Source organism: Vibrio proteolyticus NBRC 13287, from assembly GCF_000467125.1.
In the GTDB taxonomy this organism is placed as follows: Bacteria; Pseudomonadota; Gammaproteobacteria; order Enterobacterales; family Vibrionaceae; genus Vibrio; species Vibrio proteolyticus.
In genome coordinates this window covers 107,268-127,770 of record NZ_BATJ01000001.1, presented here as the reverse complement: position 1 = coordinate 127,770, position 20,503 = coordinate 107,268, and the positions used below count along the sequence as shown (strand labels likewise).

Below are 20,503 nucleotides of genomic sequence, written 5' to 3'. Positions count from 1 at the left end.
TACTCCAATAGAGAGGTGGCGTTGCATCTTTTACCCCCGGATATGGCTCTGAATGGGTTCGCGTATTCTTTTGAACGTATCTGATGTAACCAGACCTAGCGTATACGCCATCAGAGCAACCAAGAGCGGTCCAAATATTAGTAACGACCACCACACTGTGGTTGACGTTGTCGGCGATGTAACAGAAATTAGACCGATAGTTATTAAGGCAAACAGTACCAACGAGCGTAACTGGTAAGGTAGGGCTTGCGTTTTTTGGCTGTAGTAGCAGGCTAGCAGAGCTCTCAGCCATTGACCAATAAACAGCCCCCACAGAACACACCACATCCCAAACCAGAGGCTCAGTGACATGATCGTCAATGCAATTGCGGTACTGATAATGTTCAGATGAAGAATCCGATCGGTGCGTTTTTGGTGCAGTAACCCGATATTCAGCAATTCAAAGGTCTCTTTGCCCGCGGCAGTCAGTATCACCATCATCAGAAGCTGTGTAGCGGGTAAGTAAACGTCGGGTAGGGCATAGCGAATAAACAGCTGTGCAAAGGAAAAAACGCCGATGCAGACCATTGCCAGATAAATCAGGCCATATTGTGTGATTTGTGTTGCTCGCTCGGGACCTGCGTGTTCAAGCAAATTGAAACGTTTAGGCATCCACCACATGCCAAAAGGTTGCATCAAAATACACATGGCCAGACCGAACTTCACCGCGACCGCATATTGGCCAAGCACCGCCAAAGATGTGCTGGCGGCGATGACCCACTTTTCAGCGCCTGAAAGGCCAAACGCCACCAAGGTTGCCAGCATAAGAGGCAGAGAGTAGCGCAAATAAGTACGACACTGGTGCAATGACGGTACGCACAATTGAAAACGATTAACCCACTGCAGCGACAGGGCTTGTAGTACGGTGGTCAATACACCGACCGCAAACAATGCGGTAATATCCGGTGCATTGAATAAGACCAGCACGATCAAGACAAACTGAATTGCGGTACAACCGACACTGATTTTGAGAAATGTTGTGGCTCTATTTTGCATCCGTAACCAAGACATTGAGACCAGCAGAGCCGGACCGATAAACACAGCAATAAACAACATTACCAATTGGGCACTATTCTGATGAATGGCTAATGGTGTCACTGATGCCATCAAAGCAGTAGCGAGTAGGGAAATCAAAAAGGAGATCAACAATGTCAGTGTGAAGATCGTACTGGCTGATTTGTGCTGTCGTTTGGGGTTGCGTTCTGTGCCAACAAATCGGTATAAACTCTCATTCAGAGAGCATGCTGCCACAATATCAATGAACACCACCGTGGTAGCCAGAATTTCCAGTTGGCCGATGTCTGCCGGCGTCAGGTAGTGCGCATACAAAGGGAGTGCCAACAGTGAGATGCCCCGTGCCAGCACAATACTGACGGCATACATGGCCATCTCTTTTACGCCCCTATGGGGTGATGAACTTAACATGATCCGTGCTCTTGAGTGCCGGAAGCCACAACTTTCTGTGGGTTGCTAAACTGAACATAGTCGGCGATGGGCCAATAACAGTGCTCCGCTCGATAATGCTTCGCCACCATCATTCCTTGCCTCGCAATGCGGGCCCGACGCTCATCATCTCGTGCGACCAGGAGGAGTGCCCGCAGCAATGAATCCGAGTCTGTGGGTTGATATTTGATACAGTTTTGGTCGTGATGCAAGACTTTGTCCCAGTAAGCGCCGTCACTTGGGATAAGCACACAAAGTCCAGCCGCGAGCGCTTCAAGAATCGAAAGACCAAAAGGTTCATTTTCACTGGTCGAGACAAAAATACTGCAACTGCGGCGGATAGCATCAAGATTATCCGGCTGCTCGTGGAAAGTGGTCAGAATAAGGTCATTAGGTAAATGGCAGACCGGCATCAAAGATTGTTTCGGCTTGATGTAGCAAATTTCGGTGGGAATCATTTCATCGTAACCGAGTTTGCGCAGCGCCGCAGCGAGTACATCAAGCCGTTTCCACTGCAGTAGCGATGCGCACCAAAGCAACTTAGGCTCTCCAATCTGAGCTTGTGATGGCCAGTCGTTAAATCGGATACCATTATCGAAAGCGGTAAACCTTTTGTCATGCAACTTGGAGAGCGAATTAGCGTCGATCGCAGAGCAGAGACTGTCATGCGAAGAACGCAAATAAAACACTTTATGAGCTCGGATCAGACAGAATCTGACACTGCGGGATTGCGGCACATTACCATGAATAAACTGAATGACAGGAAGGCCAAATATCATGCTGGCCAGGTAAGCTGGCATGTCAGTCCCCGGATGCGCAGGTGCCAGAAGCCGTGTTATGCCTCTGTGCCACAACAGGACCCAAACTAGGTTCGTTGTAAACAGTGCTTGTTTTAGCCAAAAGCGCCAGCCATGAGTGGCACGAGCTAGAGCTCCTAACGAGATTAAAGTGACCAGTTTGACCTGATGGCTCTGGTAGAAAGAGTGACTTTGCCAAGACTCAGGATCCGCTGTCACGATTGTAAATCGCACACGATCTGGATTGCAGACAGACATCATCTCACAGGTGGCCTTTTTAGAACCTCCGTTGAATGGAATAGGGTCGAAAATCAGGCAATGGCGTAAACGTCCTTGTTTCATGTTGCCTCCTATGCAATTTTGTTTTGCAGGTAGCTTTTAAACGGCGTAAACAGCGCATGAAGTGCTGGTGACGACACTGGCTGTGCAATGAAGCGCTGGTAAATTTGCTGAATACGTTGTGCGTTATATTGAATAGTAAATTGCGTCAGCACTTTCTCGCGGCCACGTGCTGCTAACTGTTGTCCGTAAGTCGGTTGTTGTAAAACACATAACATGGCCGCGTACAACTCGGCTTCACAGGTTGTGTCATACAATAAGCCGTTTTGCTGGTGCTCGACGACTTCCGGTATACCATCGATATCCGGTGCTATTACGGGTAAGCCAGCCAAAGCCGCTTCGATAAGCACCAGACCGAATGCTTCCTGACGGGCCGCACTGACAAATACGTCGCAACCTTTCATCCATCCAAAGGAATTGGGTTGCTCTCCAACCAGAAATACATCGGTTTCTAATTGCATCGAATGAACTTGCTGCGTCAGGGTTATGTGTTCTTCACCGCCGCCCACAATGACTAACTTGGCTCGTTTGTCGTCACGTTTAAGGTTTGCAAATTGGGCTATTAATCTATCCATGCCTTTGCGTTTAATTAACGATCCCACGCTGACATAGATGACATCGTTCGGGCGCAGCGCCAGCTTCTGTCGGACGTCGACCATTTGTTGCTGTTGCAGGGCGTCCGTATCAATACCGTTTGGAATCACAGAGATTCGGTAATCAGGAAACCCATCCTGGAGCAGGTTTTTCGTGATAGCACGGCTCACCGCGATAATGTGCGGAGACAGATTCAGAGCAAGAGTAAAGCGGTCACGGGCTTGATAATCCGAGTGAATTTGCGTGACTAACGGCGTTTGTTCCAGACTCGCGGCCAGAATCATCCATTGACAAGGCGCTGCACTGTTGACATGAACCAGATCGATCGCTTCAGAGCGAATGATGCCTCGCGCGGTTTGCACCAGAGCCAGCCAGGCGGGAACATCTGCTTTTGGAGGTTGCCAGCCCATCAAAACCGAAAACTCTGAGCAGCGACTTTCGATCTTCAATTGTGTAACAGCATCATTCAGGGCACGGCTATTGGTCCACACCAGAGGTTCAAAGCGAGAGCGATCGAGATGAGAGAGCAGGTCTATCAGGCAACGTTCACTGCCACGAATCCAGTTCTCGCCGAAGTGTACGTACAGAATTCGTTTTGTTGTTTGCATAATGGTATCGCTCAGTCAGTTACGATACTGAACAGGTTGCAATACTGGTGCCATGATGTGTAATTTCTAATACGTTGATTTGACGGGGCATTTACTGCGGGGGAGTGGAATGAACATCGCGTTCTCAAATTGAGAACGAATATGCAACTGGTGTTACCTATTCGCAACCGTAGAGTTGTAAGAATTGTGGAATGAGCGAACGTGCTGAGTAATGGTTCTCAATGGTGGTTTTTGCATACTGGCGCATGACAATTTTGTCGCATTCCGGTTGTGTTTCCCAGTGCCTGAGGCAGCGCGCCAAATCGCTTTCGGAGTCCACTAGGTAGCCATTCCGCTGATGCTCGATCACCTTCGCCATATCCCCTACATTGAGGCTAATTGGAATGATACCTCTTGCCATAGCTTCGAGTGCGACCAGCGGTAAGCCCTCATAGCGTGAACAGATCACCAGAACATCTATCTTTGGCCACACTTGTGCCATGTTAGTCTGGAAGCCATGGAAACAGACATTGTCAGGCGCAACGTTTTTAAGCGCTTGTTCCATTGGGCCTTGCCCATAATAGTCAAAGGTTTTATGACGAAACAATCGTGCCAGCTGAATGAATCGATCCGGTCCTTTTTCATGACTAAGCCGACCCACAAAAGCCACACCGTCGCCATGTTCAGACACAAGATTATCGGTAGCGATAAAATTATTGAGTCGCTGCGAGGTGCTGTGTAGTTTGAGCTGGATTTTTTCACTGACCGCAATGGCACAATCAGACACGAAAGCGCTGTAGCGATCTGCAGCATCGTAAAGGGCCATTTTTCCTACACTGGTTTCTCCGGCATGATAACTGGATAGTTGCTTGATACGGCCAAACGTCATCAGCTTGACCAGTTTACTGTAGAGACTGGCTTTGTATCCGTGCGCGTGTAACAACTTGGGGTGATGGTGCAGTGTGGCCTGATACAAACCGATTGGTCCATCATGGCGCTCTGAAAGTTGAGACAAAAAACTCCATGGTAACTGGTGTTGTGTCAACCGCTCTGCCAACGGTTGTAACGGCTGGTACTGTTCGATTAAGACCACCCGTGACGGGTGACCACACCGATTCAGACCGTTGGCGAGTTCGAATATATGAGTCTCTATACCACCGAACAAACGACTGTCGATGACGAGCCAGATTTCATCAGGCTGTATTTTGTTCATCTTCTGACTCCCAAGCTTGTTTCTTTCGGTAGACAGTCGAAGGGCTGAGCTCTAACAACACCGCTGCGTTGAGTACATTTCCATCACAGTAATCAATCGCGTTCTGAATCGTTTCACGCTCAATCTGCCACATAGGACGAATTGAGTTTGGTTTCAGATTTTCTTCATTATGAATATGCGATTGATAAAGTGTTTGTGCGAACTCGTGCTCGACAGGGTTTGGGTGAGCAGGAGGGGGAGTTACTTGTGTGACGTTACGAGGCATTTTCTTTTCGACACGGGTAATTGGGTCGGGTAGGTGGGCGATGGATAGTTTGGTTTCGTCGTTGAGTACCACTATATTGCGAATGACGTTTTGTAACTGACGAACATTCCCCGGCCACGTATAACGCATAAGGGCTGACTCGGCATCTTTGCTGATGGCTAGGAATTTCTTTCCGTCTTCTTTGGCGTAGATTTTCAGAAAATGATTTGCTAGCGTTGCTATGTCCTGGCCACGATCGCGCAGCGGTGGCATGTCTAGTGGGACCACATGAACCCGATAATATAGGTCTTCCCGAAAGCGACCTTCCTCGACTTCTGTGAGAGGATCACGGTTTGTGGCGCAAATAATACGCACATCAACTTTCTGCTCCTTGCTGGCACCAAGCGGAGTGAAGGTACTGGTTTGAAGAAAACGCAGCAGTTTTTTCTGCATTTCAAGTTCCATTTCACACAGTTCATCAAGGAACAAGGTGCCACCGTCAGCCAATGATGCCGCACCTTTTCTGTCCGATGCGGCGCCGGTAAAGGCACCTTTTACGTGTCCAAAGATCTCACTCTCCATGAGATCTTTGGGGATGGCTCCACAGTTAATTGCAATGAACGGTTTCTCGTTGCGTTTGCTCTCGGCATGTATGGCTTCTGCGCAAACTTCTTTACCTGTACCACTTTCGCCGATGATAAACACGCTTGCCGAGGTTGGTGCGACCGAATCAATGATTTTGTACACCCCTTGCATTGGAAGAGAGCTGCCAATGAATCCATGAAAGCGTTCTCGATCAAATTTAGCTTCAATATCTTCCACCAGATGTTCGAGTTTGGCGTGTTTTAAATGAAGGTTCACCGACGTTTTCAACCGGTCTGCTTTAATCGGTTTTTCAAGAAAATCTTTCGCCCCGTTTTGCAGCAGACTGACGGCGACATCAACCGAGCCGTGCGCGGTTGCCACAATGACAGCGGTCGGGATGTGATTCTCAGTAATCCAGTCGAGAATTTCCTCACCGGACATATCAGGTAGTTTCAGATCGAGAATGACAACCTGAGGTGTGTTTCTCTGGATGAAAGCAATGGCCTCTTTACCAGTTTCAACGTGAAACAGATCAAAAGGTTCATCTTTGACATATTGCTTATACAGCACGGCTAACGATGTTGAGTCTTCAATAAGTAATACTTTTGGTCGCATAAATCTGGACTCCTTATTTTGCCGGATAAAAGCAATATAGTTGATTTTATAATACCGATTGCTTAAATCCTTGGGCTTTTCTTATCTCTAGTGCCTGGAGTGAGTGTTTTGCAATGTTGGCCAGTTGGTTTTTCAACTTATAAGCTTGTGCTGCCTGACCCTCCAGACACAACCGTTCGATATGGCGAGCAACATTGGAGAGTGCACGGTTGCCAAGAGCCAGTGACGAACTGCCGAGTGTGTGGCTTTCAAATTCCAGTGTCAGTGAATCTTTCTGTTCAATTGCAGAAAAAATGGTTTTGAGTCGCTGTTCAGACTCTTCAAGGTAATGATCAATCAGAACCGGAAGAACTTCTGCGCTTGTGTCGGCGATAACTTGACTGATGATGCTTTCATCCACCAGAGTTTCGTTGGAATATTGTTCAACACTATGGGTATCGCAATTCAATGTCTGACTTGTGTCCCTCGCCGTTGCGTTTGGTTTTTCATTATCAGATGACGCGTGGTCGTTTCTTTTTAAGAATAGTTTAATTTTTTCAACAAGTTGAGATGGTTTTACAGGCTTTGATAAGTAATCATTCATACCGCAGGCAAGGAACTTATCTTTATCTCCAGCCAATGCGTGCGCCGTCAAAGCGATGATGGGTATTGACGACACACGACGATCGGTGTGGGATCGAATGCGTCGGCAGGTTTCCATTCCGTCCATTTGAGGCATAGAGATGTCCATGAAAATAAGGTCGTAATGCGATACCTTGAGGAGATTGAGCACTTGTTGGCCATCTTCCGCAATGTCAATCTCAATTCCCAACTTCTGAAACATATTACGGATCACCAGCTGATTGGCTTTGTTGTCCTCTGCAATCAGGATATGACGTTGTTCCAGTTCATCGAAGGGGCAGGGGGCGGGGGGACTCAGAGGTAAAACGTCAGCGGCGACATCAAGATGGATATCAAATGTAAAGGTACTGCCGAGGCCCAGTTGGCTAACCACATTTATGTTCCCATCCATCAGAGCGCTCAGGCGTTTACAGATCGCCAACCCTAGTCCAGAACCTTCCCGAGAACGAGCGAATGTTTCGTCGGCCATCGTGAACTCTTCAAACAAATACTCGATCGCACTTTCAGAAATTCCAATCCCGGAGTCTCGCACTTTACATTCGATCCGGCTGCGCTGATTGACTGTGTCTGCACTGATCTGCACGTCGACGCTACCGCTTTCGGTAAACTTGAGAGCATTACCAATCAGATTATGCAGTATTTGTTTGACTCGGTTTTCATCACCAATGACAAAGTTGGGAACATCTGGCGCAATATACGAATGCAACATCAGATCTTTTTGTTTTGCTAACGGTATAAAACTGTCAACTACGCTTTCTACACAATGTCTAAAGTCGAAGGAACGATGATCCAAGGCCAGCGTATTGGCTTCCATGCGGGTAAAATCGAGGATGTCATTGATGATAGACAACAGAAAATGGCCTGATTCAATCGCCGTGTTCAGCAACTGGCGCTGTTTTTTATCGAGTTGGGTATCTTCCAATAATCCCAGAATGCCCAATACGCCGTTCATTGGGGTACGAATTTCATGAGACATCAGTGCTAAGAAGCGGCTTTTAGATTCATTGGCACTTTCTGCCTGATGACGGGCTTCCGTCAGGTCGGTGTAGCTTTTGGCCAGTTTGGATGACATTTCATTAAATGCTCGCGTTACTTCACCGATCTCATCTTTCGTGTCATCGTTAATTTGATAGCCTGGACCGGACTCGGTTAATGTTTTCGCTGCATGGGTCAATCTGACCAGACTCTTAGTGAGATACGTCCCGAGTACAAAGGAAAAGAGTGCCACCAAGAACACTTCAATAAGCGCAATACCTATGATTTGCTGGCTGGCAGAATCCAGCATCTGAGTGATGGTATTGACGTCAAACCCCATTTCCACCTGACCGTACACCACGCCATCACTGACAATATCAACACGTGTGTCAAATACACCATCATGGATGGTGTCAAGTGACAAATCGCTTGTGAACTCATCTTTCAGATAATGTCTCTCTCCGTCAAACGCCATCTCTTTCCCATCACGTAGAATACGAACGTACAGGACATCTTCAAGATTGATGATGTCATGAGTCAAATCATTCAAGGTGGCCAGATCGGTGGAGAGCAGGGCATCTTTTGCTGCGCGGGCAAACATGGTGGCTGTTGAGTGTGCACGTTGCAGCAACTGCTTCTCGTTGGACTCAGACAGAAAAGACATGGCGTTAAACACAAGATAAACCAACAGCACTGTTTCAATCAGTGCGATACCTATGATGGTTTTGCTCCGAAAACTCATAAGAGTCACTCCTCGTTTTCTAGCACATCAATTCTCAGGGAGCGTACGTCATTCCAATCACTGTCGGAGGCGGCTTCAAAGCCTTCAATGTTCAGCGGTTTCAACTGCACTTTTCCGTCTGTAGTTTGGTCCAGTTTGACCAACAGGCGTTGAAATGCATCGACAGTACTTTGAGGTAGATCCGGGTGAGCGGCGATGGCATGTGGCGTATACGCCTCAGTGGTCCAAATGGGAGTCAGTTGCGCACGCAGCTCCGCTGGTATGGAGTTAAATGTTCTCATCACACCGCCGCCAGCTGGGTAGAAACCGTTAGCCACAGACAAATACACTGAATCATGCGAACGAACATACGCAGGGGTAAAATCGATGTGCTGCTGGGCCAGATAGTCTCTGGTTAACACTGAGGCAGCAAACGCCGCCGGAGAGGGGAAAGCAAGAGTTGTTCCCTGCAACTGGTTGGGGGAATCGATGCCACTGTCTTTACGAACAACGATGATGCCCCGAATCTTTTTATTCTTTGCTTTTGCAATTGCCTGATACCCTGGTGATTGGCTGAACACCGTATAATGGTAAGGGTTCATGTACGCAAAATCGTAGTCACCGTTGGCCAGCCTTTGTTCAAAAGTGGGTATATCTACTGCTGTGGTAAAAACCACTTTTTGTCCTAGTTCTTCACTTAACTGGTTGAGCAAAGGAGTCCATTGTTCAGCCAGGCGACTGGCCGACTGTTGGGGCACAATGCCAAACGTCAACGAGTCAGCTAAGCTAAACGGTGAACTTGTCGCTGCAATAAGCAAAATCAGAAAGCGTTTCATATGTCTTCTCCTCACAGTGATTTAGACAGCAACGTGATATCTGCAATTTTGCCAGCCAGACGTTGACGGCACGATTTGGGAATAAAAACGCAACGGTTGAGCTCTCGAACAAGCTCTTCGGCCAATGTCGGTTGCTCGACGGTATTCAGAACACAACCCAAAATCGAGATTTGCTCTGAGGTCAGTAATTCTTTGGCTTGTGTCAAAGCGGCTGAGGTTGTCGTGCCCGCTTTCACAACCAGTAAGGTTTTATCGCAGGCACTGGCGACACTCTGAACCGGAATATTATGTCGGTTTACCTGCAAGATTGGTGACGTATCAACGATCACGCGGTCATATTGACTAAGCCAGTTGTTCACCGATTTTCTCAGCTGTTCAGGGTCTTTATACGCAAGTAGCTGAGTTTGTTCTCGCGGGACGGGCAGGCCGGTAAACACTTTGCCAGTGGGTTTGTACTCAATCCAGTTTTCATCTTGTATCGGTAAGTCGAACTTATCTAACCCGGGTCGAAATAAATTAAGATCCACCAACAGAGTTTTATGCCCGGCAAGCAGAAAGCGTTCGGTGAGTGCCGTCGCTACAGAGGTGACGCCGTCACCAGAGTGACAAGCAGTCAGGCACAGCGAACGACATTGACTCAGCTCTGCAGCAAGGTAGATTTGTTCGATTTCGCTATGAGTGGCTGGTATCGTCATCACAAGGCTCCAATCAATACTATGGTCGTGGTCAGACGAAGAATGTCTTCTAATGTCAGTCGTGCCTTTTCCGCGAAGCTTTCACTTTTATCAGGGACATAAATGGTGTCACCAGCACGTAATACTGGCAACTGATAGATGTTGGCGGTTTTACTGAATTCAAGCAGGTCAAAAGTGCGCGCTTGCCCCTGGCAACAAGACATGTTGACCACGGAAATTTTTCCCAGATAAGCACTGTCACGGGGGCCTCCAGCCTCAGCCAGAATATCCAGAATCGTCATTGTGTCGTTGAACACATAACGACCGGGCCTATTCACGGCACCCAACACACGCACGGTGGACTCTTTACTGCGCTCCAGCCAGTTTTTGTTTTTTTCCGGAATGTAGATGGTGTCACCGGTTCTCACTTGGGGCAGTAACGATTCGTCGCCCGTTTCAAAGTAAAGGGACAAGTTCAACTTGCTTACTTTGGCATAGGGCATATCACGATGCGTTACTCGTATGTTGTGCAGGTCAGCATCTTTTGTTGGGCCGTCGGCTGCAGAAAGGATGTCGAGAAAATGCATCTCGTCGGTAAAACGGTAGCGCCCTGGCGCATTGACTTGCCCGAACACATAGATGGATGCATCGGAGCTTTGCCGAACCCATTGAGATTTATTGTCAGATGGGTCCTGAGGTAGATCATGCACCCTAACTATGGCACCAGCAGTGACGTGAGGCAGTGCAGTGCCTGGGGCGCCTTCACGAATAAATTTATCTAAATCAAAAATATGTAGTTTTCCACCCGTTGTCACTACTTCAATTTGACTGGTATCTGCTCTTAGTGTCGGTCCTCCAACATGCGCCAGCAGATCCATGAAATTCATTTCATCTGACCACTCAACGCGTCCAGGGCGAACGACTTCTCCCAGCACACTGATGGCACGGTCAGGTGATACTTTGAGCCAGGACTTCTCATTCATGTCCGTTTTTTCCGGGACGAAAATCGCGTCACCGCCACTGATAGCGGGCGTTGAGCGGGTCAACCCTTCGGTGTATGCTGCCAGATCGAACCGAACCACTTTGCCATCAGCTTTGATGATGCGGATCTGGCGCGATTCCGCGTAGCGGGTCGGTCCGCCGGCATTGGCCAAAATATCCATAAAAGTGGCGCCTTGCTTGCCGTCAAAGGCCCCGGGGGTTGCCACTTCTCCCATCACGTAAACCGTATTGGCGCCAGATTTGATCTCTTCCTCTTGCTTCGGAACAAAAATAGTGGTGCCAGGCGTTAGTTCGGGTAGCAGAGATGCGTCGCCCGAGTCCAGGTAACGTTTAAGGTTGAACAGGCGAGGATTGTTGTTGCTGATCACTCGAATTTGTTCAACGGACGCATAACGGGTCACTCCACCGGAACGCATCAGAACGTCCACTAAATCGGTATTGGGTTTGTAGGTAAAGGAACCGGGAGCATTCACTTCCCCAAACACTTTTATTGCGGTCCGGCTATCTGCGCTGTCACCGGCGTTGGCTTGTTTGGCCGCATCAAATTGTTGTTCAATGTTACCAACCAGAGGGGAGGCTGGCACAAAAATGATGTCCAGAGAACGCAATTCGGGTAGCTCTGATTCGTCACCAGTATCGAGGAATCGCTTGTAATTAAATGCAGTTTTGCCATTCCCGCGTTTAAGCAGCATGTGATCCAGTTGTGCGCCGGACCGAAGCCCGCCCGCAGCATGCAATACCATCTGAACATCGGCGTTTTGAGACAAAGTATACTCGCCCGGAGAGTTGACATATCCTTGCACGGAAATCAGAATTTGTTGTTCAGCAACAAACACACTGGCGTTAGAAAGATCCCTGTAGACAGATGACATGGCCTTTAGCACGGTATTCTGAAGCTGTTCTTCGTCGTACCCGGCAACGTAAACTGGCCCGATTTCTGGCAGAGTGATGCGCCCGCGTTTATCAACCTGAAACCCTCGATTGAGTGAACTTTCTCCGGGCAGATCTATTTGTATCTGATCACCAACCTGGACTTTGAGGACATCTGCTGAGGAGACACTGCACATCATCAGCGCGATGCAAAGCAACAGAGTTTTAATCCAAGCCATAAGCACCTCCGCGATTATTTGATTCTAAGTGTTCATCCTGAGACATAATTTCGATACTCACACGGCGGTTGGTGAGTCGCACGCCATCAGACTTTCCTTCGTACAAGGGCAAAGTGTCACCCAGTGACTGAGTCGTAATGCGCTGTGGCTGGAGACCAAAGATCGTCAGATAACGCTTAACCTGACGTGCCCTGTCTAAAGCCAGTTTCTGATTGTATTCATCACTTCCTGTGGCATCTGCATGCCCGGTAACAGACAACGTCAAACCCGGGTATTGTTTTAAGACTTGAGTCGCTTCCGCCAGATTGCCCATGTATTTGGGGTTTATTTCAGCCGAATTCAGGGCGAACTGATTGTCGACATTTAGCATGCGATACAACTGTTCGATTATGGATAACTGTGCAAATAATGCATTTTGATCTGAGGGCGGCTGGCAGCGCGTCTGAGCCGTGACGTAACCAAGCCTGAGCTCGAGTTCATTAAGCCGTTTACGTTGAATGATCAGGTCATTAGCAGCGTCCAACATCAAACCGCCGTCCAATTCCCGGGCAATACGATTTTGTTTTTCAATGGCTTGTTGAACAGCAGCGGGAAAGCACCATTTCGCACCTTCGCGAATCAATGACTCAAGATGCAACTTGGTCAATTGCCAATCGAATCTTAGGCCGTGCTCCGGGCCTAAAGGTTCATCCGGCATTACTGGCGAAAAGCTCTCCCCTGCGTAGTTTTCTGCCAGACCGCCACTACCTGGTTCAGGAAAACTGGTACAGCCCACGGTAAACGCTAGCAACCAAGCCAAAGTCGTACTTCTTACCGTATTTACCATGTCACATCCTTATTTTTGTTTATGAGTAATGGCGTGAGTTCACCGGAATGGCTCTCTCGATACGAAGCAAGTTGATAATTTCAAGCGGTTGCCCTGAGACGTTTTCCAGGCGCATCACACGCTCTCGCTCGATCAAACGTTTGTAGAGATAAACCAACGCCCCAACGCCTGATGAGTCAAGAAATTGTACGTGAGAGAAATCAATCTCGACTTCACCATGAGCGTGCTTGGTGATCACTTCATCAATGTGGGGCTGGACGGTTCGGCTGCCGTCTGCATCCAGATTGCCGTTGATCATCAGTGTCAATACTGTGTCGTTCATTTCAATTTTGCGTAGTTCCATGACGTTTCTCCTTGTCGTTGATACTTGGAGCTCATCACGATTCATGCCAAAAATTATTTCTTTAACAATCAAATGGTTACTAATGGCTGTTCAACAGTTCTCATAATAAAAATCCGGAACTTCTCAAAATGAGAATCGAAATGTAAACCTAGATTTAGCTCGTAACTAAATGAAATTGATAATGTTCTCGGATTAAGCGTAGCTCAAACTGGCTCGAGATGTGTCTTGATGCATATTGAGTTACTCAGGGAATATAGTCAGAAATAACTGAAGTTTCTAACAAAAGGGCATTTTCATGGAGTTGAAGCTCACCTCAATCGCAATTGCGTTATTGATGACTCATTCGCCAGAGGCGTTCGCTCAGGAAGCACTGTATTCTATTCCAGTTGTGAACGCAGAGATGTATCAACCGGATATCGATATCAATCAGTATTGGCAAAGTGAAAAGCTGGACGGCATTCGTGTGATTTGGAATGGCACACACCTGACAACACGACAGGGTAACCTGATTCATGCGCCAAAATGGTTTGTGTCTTCCTTGCCGGGTTACCCGGTTGAAGGAGAGTTGTGGGCGGGACGGGGTCAGTTTGCGCTTGTCCAGCACACCGTTTTGGATAAAGAGCCTAATGACGTTGCCTGGAAACAAATTACCTACATGTTATTTGATCTTCCTATGGCATCGGGCAACTACCCAAAGCGTTACGCGGCACTCAAAACATTGGTGACCCAGATAGATAGTGAGCACGTGAAGTACGTCGAGCACTCGCCGATAACATCAGAGCAGTCTTTATTTGACTACCTCGACGAGGTCAGTGACTCTGACGGAGAGGGTGTGATGTTACGTAAAATCACGGGTGACTATCAGGCCGGGCGCAGTTCGGATCTGCTTAAACTGAAGAAATACCAGGATACAGAAGCAGTCATCGTAGGCTATAAAGCGGGCTCTGGTAAATATCAGGGGATGCTTGGTTCATTGCGAGTCAAGTTGCAAGATGGGACGGAGTTCTACATCGGCAGTGGACTGAGTGACCAATTGAGAAAGCATCCACCTCAGATAGGCTCCACCATTACATTCAGGCACAACGGTTACACTCATCTTGGTGTGCCGAGATTTGCTCGTTTCTTGCGTGAGCGGGAGCACTACTGATTTCCCACACGCACACCGCAACGTTTGAACAGGTTCTGCCAGTACTGAACATGCGCTAATGTCACACGGCGAAACGCCTGGTGATCCTTTTCTATAGGGTACACATAGCGATCAGTTGCAAGATGAAACATAGTGAAACTTGGTTCAAGCTGTCCGTATGTGCTGTCTAATTCAGCCAGATACGGTTGAATTCTTTCGACATAGTAGTTTTGGAACACGTTACTCAAGTAACGAAATCGGGTCGTATCACGATTCTGACCACAAATTATTTTGCTATCGTGACGCTGTAACTGATTGGTGACGGTTTGAAGAAGTAAGGTGGCGTTTTTCAATGAATAATCCAACTGGCCGAGCAATGGCAGCTTTTCCAGTGATTCTTGAACGTCAATGATGTTGTTACGCGCTTCTCCAGCTTGCCATTTGGTCACTTGCCCCATGTGATTAAGCGTAAGTAAGGCATTGCGAACCACATCGGTATTCCAGCTCATTTCGTCGCTGAGCCAAGTGTTACCACTAAGCTGCTTTCGCATGGCGTCGCTGCTGTATAGCAGGTTGAAAAAATGGTGTGGAAGATCTTGATATTTCTGTTGTTGAATGGTGGTCAGTTGCTGCTTTAGGCTGGCAGGAATGTCAGCATTATTCAAACAGCGATTAAGACCATCTAGTAACTCGACTTGATACTGATAGTTACGAAACTGATCTTGAACCTTACCGAGTAACGAGTTGCGTTGTGCGATGAGGTTAAAAAGATTGCATTTTCTCAGCTCGTAACTGTCAAGCAACCCCATGCTTATCGGCGCAATCTCAACAAACAGTTCTCGCTTGTCGGGCAAGGTGGTTGAGCTTAGGTCAGGCGCCTTAAAAGCGTCTTCATCCTGAACTCTGGCTATACGCGAGAGGTATTCTCGTAAATCAGCCTCTATCGGGGGCTGATTGTAATCACACCCTAGTAATACCAAGCTGATGATCCATATTGTCCAGCGCAAGCAGGTGCTCCTGATCGTTATCATTCTTTCATAGTTTACGTAACTCCTAGAAATAAGGTCAGCTAGGCTGACCTTATTTCATTATCGTGACGCGAACGTCAGTTGGGTATCGTCGGGTTGCTTATGCATCCATAACAACCGCACGCTGAGCATTAGAGCGGCAGCCGACAAACCGATGATAAAACCAATCCAGAAGCCTTTTGCGCCCATCGGCTGAGTGACCCAATCGGTCAATGCCAAAATATAACCTGACGGCAACCCCAGTACCCAGTAAGCGATAAATGTACGGTTAAAGATCGCCGCCATGTCTTTATAGCCGCGTAATGCTCCGGCCGCAACAACCTGAATGGCGTCTGTACACTGGTATACAGCAGCAAACCACAGCAACTGCACCGCCATCGCAACCACCGCCGTGTTGTCGGTGTAAAGCAGGGCAACGTTTTCGCGGAACAAGATCGTCAAAGTGGCGGTGATCAGTGCTGTCGACAAGGCCACCATCAAGCTGACACGTGAAGCAATTGCAGCGCCTTCAACGTCTTCTTCACCCAGTTTATGGCCAACACGGATGCTGACCGCAGCTCCGATACTCATTGGCAACATAAAGATCAAGGAAGAGAAGTTAATCGCCACCTGGTGCGCGGCCACCACCAATGGACCCAGAGGGGCGACCAGTAAGGCAACCACAGCAAACAGTGTGACTTCAAAGAATAGGGCGGCGGCAACCGGAAAGCCCAATTTAAACAGACGCAACAACGGTTTCAGTTGAGGTCGGTGAAACTCTTTAAACAGTTCAATGTGGGCAACGCGTTTGGACGTCAGTACGTAAAACAACAGCATGAAGAACATCAGCCAGTAGACAATTGCTGTGGCCACACCACAACCAACGCCACCTAACGCTGGCGCGCCAAATTCGCCGTAGACAAATATCCAGTTGAGTGGAATGTTAAACAGTAACCCAATAAAACCGATGACCATCGCAGGTTTAGTCAGTGACATGCCGTCGGTAAAGCTACGTAGCGTCTGAAACAATAAAAACGGTGGCACGGCGTACATCACTGCATACATGTAGCCATTGGTTTTTGCTGCCATGAGATCTTCCACATCCATCAAGTGGAGGATGTACTGGGTCTGGAAAAGCGCCGCAATAATAGGGATTGAAATCAGCAGGGCAAGTGCGATACCTTGCTGAATCTCATAGGGGATTTTTACCTGGCGACCAGAGCCGTTGAGCTGAGCGACGACAGGGACCAAGGCCATAAGCAGGCCGACACCAAACAAGATCGATGGTAACCAGATACTGGCCGCGATCGAAACTGCGGCCATATCTGTCGCACTAACACCACCGGCCATTATGGTATCGACAAAACCCATACCGGTTTGCGCGACAGACGCGATAAGCACAGGGGTAGCCAACTTAATCAGGTTTATTGATTCTTTTTTATAACGATGCACAAAGAACTCCAATGCAAAGGACGCGTATCAGAAATGGGGTTCTTAAGTAAGGCGTGAAGCATCAAAAGGTAGACGAAAATTGACACGCCGTTTACTACAAAGAACTGTGACTGGATTTGTCATCTGATGATAATGAAATGTTACGTTGAACACCACGAAAAAAACAACGGGAAACAGGTTATGTTTACTGGAATCGTTCAGGGGATGGCGGAAGTTGTCGCCATCGAAAAGAAAGAGTTGTTCCAAACTCACATTGTACGTCTGGAATCGGCGTTGAATAGTGAGTTAACCATCGGTGCGTCGGTTGCACACAACGGTTGTTGTTTGACCGTCACCAAAATCGAAGGTGATTTGGTCTCGTTTGATCTAATGCAGGAAACATTGAAACTGACCAACTTGGGCAGCTTACGTGAAGGTGATGTTGTTAATATCGAACGTGCGGCGCGTTTTGGTGATGAAATAGGCGGACATCACATGTCAGGCCATATTGCACTGACCGCCACCATCACCGAGGTGATTGATTCCGAGAACAATCGTACGGTGTGGTTTGAAATTGCGCCAGAGTTCATCAAGTATGTTCTGCCGAAAGGCTTTATCGGCTTAGATGGTTGCTCACTCACCATCGGGGACGTTGTCGAAAATCGCTTTAACGTTCATTTGATCCCGGAAACTATGGAACGAACACTGTTTGGCCGACGTCAGGCTGGGGACTGCATCAACGTTGAAGTCGATCCACAGACTCAGGCGATAGTCGATACGGTGGAACGAGTGCTAGCAAGTCGGCTCGACTGATCGTCGTATGTGAAAAAAGCGCCTAAAGGCGCTTTTTTTAATTCTCTTATGAGATATCAGAAAATTTGTTCGTCATCGGCATCGACATATAAATCGACACTGTCTGTTACTTCATTAACCGTCATACTCAGATGAATAGCATTGCAGCATGCAGGACAGTCGTCGTAAAAATCCTGACTGCCATTTGAGGCATCCAGAGTAATGCCAATCGAGTGACCACAGTGGGGGCAACGAACCGTGCGCTCTGTATAATTCCGCATATCTCTCTCCTTACTTCCTTGATGAGATATTTAAATCATAATGTCGATAGTTAGTTATGGTCATGAATTAAGTACAAAGTTTGATTCGCGCCGGAAAATCTCGTTGCCTATTCTTAATTTCTTTAAATATCAATAAACTTTGTGAATATTCAGTCGCCCTTTAATAGCTGAGGATGTCGTTGATCATCTTTTCTGCTTCGTCCAGGTAATGGCCACCGAACTGATTGTAGTGGTTAAGGATGTGGTACAGGTTGTAGATGTTTTTACGTGCCTCATAACCAATTTCGAGTGGCCAGACGCTTTCGTATCCCTGGTAAAACTCGGGCTGGAAGCCGTTAAACAGCTCTGTCATGGCGATGTCGCATTCCCGATCCCCCCAATATGTGGCGGGATCGTAGCATATTGGGCCGAAAGCCGAGTTGGCGACGTTGCCATTCCACAAGTCACCGTGGAGCAAGCTGGGGCGGGGCGAGTGACTGGCTAATCGATTTTGAACCAGTTGGGTGAATTCTTCGATGTCGTCAACCAACACAACGCCTTTTTCTTTAACGAGTTGCAGTTGCCAGCCGATACGCTGCTCTGCAAAAAAACGACACCATTTTTTATCCCACTTATTGGGCTGGAGCGTTGAACCGATGTAGTTATCACAATCAAAACCATACTCTTTTTGCTCACCCCATTGGTGTAACCTGGCCAGTTGCTGGCCAAATTCATAGCTAAGGGTGCTGTCTTCGAGAGGTTTGGTGGCGAGGAAATTGAGGATGATGAATGAGCTGTCTTTGCAAGCGCCATAAAGCACTAGCTCTGGGAGAAAAACCGTATTGCTTTCTCTCATGATGCGGATGTTTTCGGCTTCGGCTTCGAATTTCGCCAGGGCTTCTTTTGCATTCACTTTGACGAAATAGCGTTCTTGTCCGTCACTGATCATGTAGCACTGATTGATGTCTCCGCCGTCTAACTTCTCTCTTTCTGATATCTGAAAGTCGAACATCAGAGTGTCAGAAAGCTGTTGGGAAATGGCTTGCCACATACAAACTCCGAAAACAGTTGCCCATATTAAGCTTTAGTCTAGAACAACTTAGCCGATAAAACTGAATACGGAGCCAAAGATTGGCGTAAAAATTCTTTGGAATGAGACAATTTTTCTGAGTTGTTGCAAGTCAGATACACGAAGGGTGAGTAAATTCACTGAGAAATTGATGTGAAAATGTCCGGTTAATCACTCATTATTTAATACAGGGCAAAATTATTTATTAAACATACGGCTTACGGTTGTTAAAGGTCTTTGATATGTCTTAAGATTAGGAAAATCAACGCCTGTGGGCTGAAGTTACACGGAGAGAATACGTGGTTGTAGAAACCGATGGCTACTTGGCTCTGATTGAGCATTTAGCAATGAATCTGGATATCTTTACCAACGACAATAGTGATACCGGTCAAGAGAGCGTCGAAGATGTCGTAACCGATATGGTTGCCAGCAATATTATGGCCATTTTCGAGCAAAACCCAGAGTTGCACTCTAGCGTGCGCTTCAAATTACTGAAAGAGGCGGATTCTGTGGTCGAGGATCTCGGTGAGGTATTGGCGGGAGTATGGTCTCGTCCGGCAACGAACCGCCAAATAGAGTTTCTGGATGAGTACATTGCACTGGTAAAAAACCTGTTCGATACCGCTGTTGCGACGTACGATTAATTGCTAAGGGGCGGGGTATTTACCCGCCTGAAATGCCAAAACTTAGAGGCCCAATACGGGTTGTCCAATCTGGATATAATCACTCCTTTTGACGTCGATGCATGCATGAATTGCTTGTTGCCCAGATAAACACCGACATGACGCGTTGTTCGTGATGTTCTGAAAAAAACCAAATCGCCAGTTCGGGCATTATCATACTCAATCTCTTTACCGTATTTTGCTTGAGACCAGGTGGTGCGCGGTAAGCTGAGATTATTAGCATCCCGGTAGGCAATTTGCACAAAAGCCGAACAATCTACACCGCTTTTAGTTTCTCCCCCCAAACGGTAGGGCGCCCCTTTCCAACGTTGAAATACCTTCATAAAAGACTGACGCAGAGCCTGATTGGCCTGAATCTGCTGACGATAAGGCGTCACCGTATTAACTTGATCCTGAGGAAGTGCGCTGGCTCGATCCACCGAGTCGCTCGAAGAACAGCCTGAAAGTATCCCTGCCGCAGAGAATAAAATGAAGAAAATCGTACGTTTATACATTGATAGTATTAGCATCTAGTCCTTGAATGAAATCTATTTGTCATATTTAAATTTTACCATTTGGCGTGCCTAAACTTT

The 20,503-nt window shown here is 47.4% G+C and carries 19 protein-coding genes; 3 read left to right on the top strand and 16 right to left on the bottom strand.

The features are described 5' to 3' along the window. Positions 1 to 30: 30 nt before the first annotated feature. From VPR01S_RS00560 to VPR01S_RS00510, 11 genes are all read right to left on the bottom strand, one after another. On the bottom strand, positions 31 to 1,464 hold the full coding sequence (locus tag VPR01S_RS00560; RefSeq protein ID WP_021703333.1) for a lipopolysaccharide biosynthesis protein: 1,434 nt from the start codon (positions 1,462 to 1,464) through the stop codon (positions 31 to 33). Next, on the bottom strand, positions 1,458 to 2,621 hold the full coding sequence (locus tag VPR01S_RS00555; RefSeq protein ID WP_021703332.1) for a glycosyltransferase family 4 protein: 1,164 nt from the start codon (positions 2,619 to 2,621) through the stop codon (positions 1,458 to 1,460). The genes VPR01S_RS00560 and VPR01S_RS00555 overlap by 7 nt, the downstream gene beginning before the upstream one ends. A gap of 8 nt (positions 2,622 to 2,629) precedes the next feature. Then, positions 2,630 to 3,820 (bottom strand): glycosyltransferase, encoded by a 1,191-nt coding sequence (locus VPR01S_RS00550; RefSeq protein ID WP_021703331.1) that lies wholly within the window; start codon positions 3,818 to 3,820, stop codon positions 2,630 to 2,632. 157 nt (positions 3,821 to 3,977) lie between these two features. Continuing rightward, the gene (locus VPR01S_RS00545; RefSeq protein WP_021703330.1) at positions 3,978 to 5,012 is read right to left on the bottom strand and encodes a glycosyltransferase family 4 protein; all 1,035 of its coding nucleotides are present in this window, start codon (positions 5,010 to 5,012) and stop codon (positions 3,978 to 3,980) included. Next, complete coding sequence (locus tag VPR01S_RS00540; RefSeq protein WP_021703329.1) at positions 4,993 to 6,456, bottom strand: sigma-54-dependent transcriptional regulator; 1,464 nt, start codon at positions 6,454 to 6,456, stop codon at positions 4,993 to 4,995. The genes VPR01S_RS00545 and VPR01S_RS00540 overlap by 20 nt, the downstream gene beginning before the upstream one ends. A 46-nt stretch (positions 6,457 to 6,502) precedes the next feature. Further along, the gene (locus tag VPR01S_RS00535; protein WP_021703328.1) at positions 6,503 to 8,794 is read right to left on the bottom strand and encodes a response regulator; all 2,292 of its coding nucleotides are present in this window, start codon (positions 8,792 to 8,794) and stop codon (positions 6,503 to 6,505) included. Between the two features lie 5 nt (positions 8,795 to 8,799). Continuing rightward, on the bottom strand, positions 8,800 to 9,609 hold the full coding sequence (locus tag VPR01S_RS00530) for a phosphate/phosphite/phosphonate ABC transporter substrate-binding protein (protein WP_021703327.1): 810 nt from the start codon (positions 9,607 to 9,609) through the stop codon (positions 8,800 to 8,802). Between the two features lie 11 nt (positions 9,610 to 9,620). After that, entirely contained in the window at positions 9,621 to 10,304 is a 684-nt protein-coding gene (locus tag VPR01S_RS00525; RefSeq protein WP_021703326.1) for a P-loop NTPase family protein, read from the bottom strand. Next, positions 10,304 to 12,394, bottom strand: coding sequence for an SLBB domain-containing protein (locus VPR01S_RS00520; protein ID WP_021703325.1), 2,091 nt, complete (start codon positions 12,392 to 12,394; stop codon positions 10,304 to 10,306). Before VPR01S_RS00520 ends, VPR01S_RS00525 begins: the two co-directional genes overlap by 1 nt. Next, the gene (locus VPR01S_RS00515) at positions 12,381 to 13,220 is read right to left on the bottom strand and encodes an OmpA family protein (protein WP_021703324.1); all 840 of its coding nucleotides are present in this window, start codon (positions 13,218 to 13,220) and stop codon (positions 12,381 to 12,383) included. The genes VPR01S_RS00520 and VPR01S_RS00515 overlap by 14 nt, the downstream gene beginning before the upstream one ends. Before the next feature lie 19 nt (positions 13,221 to 13,239). Next, positions 13,240 to 13,563, bottom strand: coding sequence for an STAS domain-containing protein (locus VPR01S_RS00510; protein WP_021703323.1), 324 nt, complete (start codon positions 13,561 to 13,563; stop codon positions 13,240 to 13,242). Between the two features lie 295 nt (positions 13,564 to 13,858). Between VPR01S_RS00510 and VPR01S_RS00505 the strand changes: the two genes are divergently transcribed. Then, positions 13,859 to 14,710 (top strand): DNA ligase, encoded by an 852-nt coding sequence (locus tag VPR01S_RS00505; protein WP_021703322.1) that lies wholly within the window; start codon positions 13,859 to 13,861, stop codon positions 14,708 to 14,710. Here the strand turns inward: VPR01S_RS00505 and VPR01S_RS00500 are convergent. Both VPR01S_RS00500 and VPR01S_RS00495 read right to left on the bottom strand, forming a co-directional pair. Further along, positions 14,704 to 15,696 carry a DUF3080 domain-containing protein gene (locus VPR01S_RS00500; protein WP_021703321.1) on the bottom strand — a complete coding sequence of 331 codons (993 nt, stop codon included), beginning with the start codon at positions 15,694 to 15,696 and terminating at the stop codon, positions 14,704 to 14,706. The genes VPR01S_RS00505 and VPR01S_RS00500 overlap by 7 nt on opposite strands. 81 nt (positions 15,697 to 15,777) lie before the next feature. Further along, on the bottom strand, positions 15,778 to 17,148 hold the full coding sequence (locus VPR01S_RS00495; RefSeq protein WP_021703320.1) for an MATE family efflux transporter: 1,371 nt from the start codon (positions 17,146 to 17,148) through the stop codon (positions 15,778 to 15,780). Between the two features lie 180 nt (positions 17,149 to 17,328). Here VPR01S_RS00495 and VPR01S_RS00490 point away from each other — a divergent pair, with 180 nt between their 5' ends. Next, positions 17,329 to 17,940 (top strand): riboflavin synthase, encoded by a 612-nt coding sequence (locus tag VPR01S_RS00490; RefSeq protein WP_021703319.1) that lies wholly within the window; start codon positions 17,329 to 17,331, stop codon positions 17,938 to 17,940. A gap of 56 nt (positions 17,941 to 17,996) precedes the next feature. Here VPR01S_RS00490 and VPR01S_RS00485 read toward each other — a convergent pair whose 3' ends face one another. Together VPR01S_RS00485 and VPR01S_RS00480 are read right to left on the bottom strand one after the other, a co-directional pair. Then, on the bottom strand, positions 17,997 to 18,200 hold the full coding sequence (locus tag VPR01S_RS00485; protein WP_021703318.1) for a CPXCG motif-containing cysteine-rich protein: 204 nt from the start codon (positions 18,198 to 18,200) through the stop codon (positions 17,997 to 17,999). 160 nt (positions 18,201 to 18,360) lie between these two features. Then, positions 18,361 to 19,230: a fructosamine kinase family protein gene (locus VPR01S_RS00480; RefSeq protein ID WP_021703317.1), complete on the bottom strand. Its 870-nt coding sequence runs from the start codon at positions 19,228 to 19,230 to the stop codon at positions 18,361 to 18,363. A gap of 317 nt (positions 19,231 to 19,547) precedes the next feature. On the opposite strand from VPR01S_RS00480, the gene VPR01S_RS00475 reads away from it, so the two are divergent. After that, positions 19,548 to 19,892: a DUF3802 family protein gene (locus tag VPR01S_RS00475; protein WP_021703316.1), complete on the top strand. Its 345-nt coding sequence runs from the start codon at positions 19,548 to 19,550 to the stop codon at positions 19,890 to 19,892. Here VPR01S_RS00475 and VPR01S_RS00470 read toward each other — a convergent pair. Continuing rightward, positions 19,889 to 20,425 (bottom strand): NlpC/P60 family protein, encoded by a 537-nt coding sequence (locus tag VPR01S_RS00470; protein WP_021703315.1) that lies wholly within the window; start codon positions 20,423 to 20,425, stop codon positions 19,889 to 19,891. The two genes, VPR01S_RS00475 and VPR01S_RS00470, sit on opposite strands and share 4 nt — an antisense overlap. Positions 20,426 to 20,503 lie beyond the last annotated feature (78 nt).

Coding starts and splice junctions, on each gene's coding strand:
- VPR01S_RS00505 (WP_021703322.1), top strand. CDS start 13,859: ATGGAGTTGAAGCTCACCTCAATCGCAATTGCGTTATTGATGACTCAT.
- VPR01S_RS00535 (WP_021703328.1), bottom strand. CDS start 8,794: ATGAGTTTTCGGAGCAAAACCATCATAGGTATCGCACTGATTGAAACA.
- VPR01S_RS00540 (WP_021703329.1), bottom strand. CDS start 6,456: ATGCGACCAAAAGTATTACTTATTGAAGACTCAACATCGTTAGCCGTG.
- VPR01S_RS00485 (WP_021703318.1), bottom strand. CDS start 18,200: ATGCGGAATTATACAGAGCGCACGGTTCGTTGCCCCCACTGTGGTCAC.
- VPR01S_RS00545 (WP_021703330.1), bottom strand. CDS start 5,012: ATGAACAAAATACAGCCTGATGAAATCTGGCTCGTCATCGACAGTCGT.
- VPR01S_RS00490 (WP_021703319.1), top strand. CDS start 17,329: ATGTTTACTGGAATCGTTCAGGGGATGGCGGAAGTTGTCGCCATCGAA.
- VPR01S_RS00470 (WP_021703315.1), bottom strand. CDS start 20,425: ATGTATAAACGTACGATTTTCTTCATTTTATTCTCTGCGGCAGGGATA.
- VPR01S_RS00560 (WP_021703333.1), bottom strand. CDS start 1,464: ATGTTAAGTTCATCACCCCATAGGGGCGTAAAAGAGATGGCCATGTAT.
- VPR01S_RS00510 (WP_021703323.1), bottom strand. CDS start 13,563: ATGGAACTACGCAAAATTGAAATGAACGACACAGTATTGACACTGATG.
- VPR01S_RS00550 (WP_021703331.1), bottom strand. CDS start 3,820: ATGCAAACAACAAAACGAATTCTGTACGTACACTTCGGCGAGAACTGG.
- VPR01S_RS00480 (WP_021703317.1), bottom strand. CDS start 19,230: ATGTGGCAAGCCATTTCCCAACAGCTTTCTGACACTCTGATGTTCGAC.
- VPR01S_RS00520 (WP_021703325.1), bottom strand. CDS start 12,394: ATGGCTTGGATTAAAACTCTGTTGCTTTGCATCGCGCTGATGATGTGC.
- VPR01S_RS00525 (WP_021703326.1), bottom strand. CDS start 10,304: ATGACGATACCAGCCACTCATAGCGAAATCGAACAAATCTACCTTGCT.
- VPR01S_RS00555 (WP_021703332.1), bottom strand. CDS start 2,621: ATGAAACAAGGACGTTTACGCCATTGCCTGATTTTCGACCCTATTCCA.
- VPR01S_RS00530 (WP_021703327.1), bottom strand. CDS start 9,609: ATGAAACGCTTTCTGATTTTGCTTATTGCAGCGACAAGTTCACCGTTT.
- VPR01S_RS00515 (WP_021703324.1), bottom strand. CDS start 13,220: ATGGTAAATACGGTAAGAAGTACGACTTTGGCTTGGTTGCTAGCGTTT.